Source organism: Caballeronia sp., from assembly GCF_049581465.1.
In the GTDB taxonomy this organism is placed as follows: Bacteria; Pseudomonadota; Gammaproteobacteria; order Burkholderiales; family Burkholderiaceae; genus Caballeronia.
Map to the genome: position 1 here is coordinate 1 of NZ_JBAUSA010000011.1, position 1,613 is coordinate 1,613.

The window sequence follows — 1,613 nt, forward strand, 5'->3', positions numbered from 1 at the left end:
CTCTTCGAATCTGCACCGGTTGCGCCGCCCGGGGTCGTCTTCCGCTACAGCGACGAAAACTTCATCGCTCTCGGTGCGCTGGTGGAACGCGTCTCCGGCATGCCGCTGGAGGTTTACGCACAGCGCAATATCGTTGCTCCGCTCGGCCTCGCCGACTCAGGGTACCTGCCGCCGACAGAGAAGCGCTCGCGCATTGCACCCACCCAATACGTCACCGCGGATGGAACATTATCCAATACGGGCACCATGCTGCAGGGAGTCGTGCACGATCCGACTGCGCGCCGCATGGATGGTGTCGCCGGCCACGCCGGATTCTTCAGCACGGCCGCGGACGTCTCCATCTACGCCCAGGCCCTGCTCGATCGTCTCGCCGGCCGCCCGAGCAGCTTCCCGCTGACCCAGCTCACCCTTGCCAAGATGACGGAACCAGAGCAGCCCGCCACCGGTACGGCGCTGCGTGGTTTTGGATGGGACATCGATTCCGCGTTCTCGTCGAACCGTGGCACGCTCTTCCCCGTCGGCTCTTTCGGCCACACCGGTTTTACCGGCACGTCGCTGTGGATCGATCCGCAAAGCGACAGTTACGTGATCATCCTCAGCAATGCGGTTCATCCGGCGGGCGGAGGCCATACCGTAGTGCTGCGCTCGCGCATCGCCGACACGGCCGCGCAGGCGATCGGGATCAGGATGCAGGAGAGCGGCCAGCTTACTCAGCTCACCGGCTACAACGAGTCACTTACCGGAGCACGCCGCTGGGGTGCTCGCAATGGCGATGTCATGACCGGCATCGACGTGCTCGAGTCCGAGAAATTCCTTACCTTGCAGGCGCTCGCGAAGAAGCACGGTGGCCATCTTCGCATGGGCTTGCTGACCAACCAGTCCGGCCTTGATCGGGAGGGGAGGCGCACCATCGACGTCCTTGCCAGCGACGCGCACGCCGCGGACCCCAGCCTTACTCTCACCACCCTCTTCAACCCCGAGCATGGTATCCAGGGCAGCCAGGACCAGCCCGATATTTCAAATGCCACCGACGCTGCGACGAGTCTGCCGGTCATTAGCCTTTATGGTTTGAAGGATGAGCAGCGGCGGCCATCGCCGGAATCGCTGAGTCAGCTCGATGCTGTTGTCATCGATCTGCAGGACGCGGGCGTCCGCTACTGGACTTACGAAGCCGCGATGGGCTACTTCCTTGAAGCCGCTGCGAAGTCCGCCATCGACGTTGTTGTGCTTGATCGCCCCGATCCTGTCACCGGCTCCTTCGTGCAGGGGCCGCTCTCAGACATCGGCAGCGACAGCTACACCAATTACATGCCGCTGCCGGTGCGTCACGGCATGACCTTTGGCGAACTCGCGCGCTACTTCAACGGCGAGCGCCATATCAACGCCGCTCTTACGGGTGTGAAGATGCAAGGCTGGCAGCGCGGCGATTGGTTCGACTCCACCGGGCTCACCTGGATCAATCCATCGCCCAATCTGCGCAGTCAGCGCGCCGCCGAGCTCTACACCGGCCTCGGCCTCATCGAGACCAGCAACATCTCGGTTGGTCGCGGGACCGATACGCCCTTCGAACTCCTCGGCGCTCCCTGGATCGATGCTCGCACCTTCGCCCGCAC

Annotated in this window: 1 protein-coding gene; it reads left to right on the top strand. The window is 63.4% G+C overall.

All coding sequences use genetic code 11. From position 1 onward, the window contains the following. Nucleotides 1-1,613 (top strand): exo-beta-N-acetylmuramidase NamZ domain-containing protein (locus tag WCA53_RS00200; protein ID WP_423903966.1); only part of this gene is annotated, 1,613 nt, incomplete at both ends.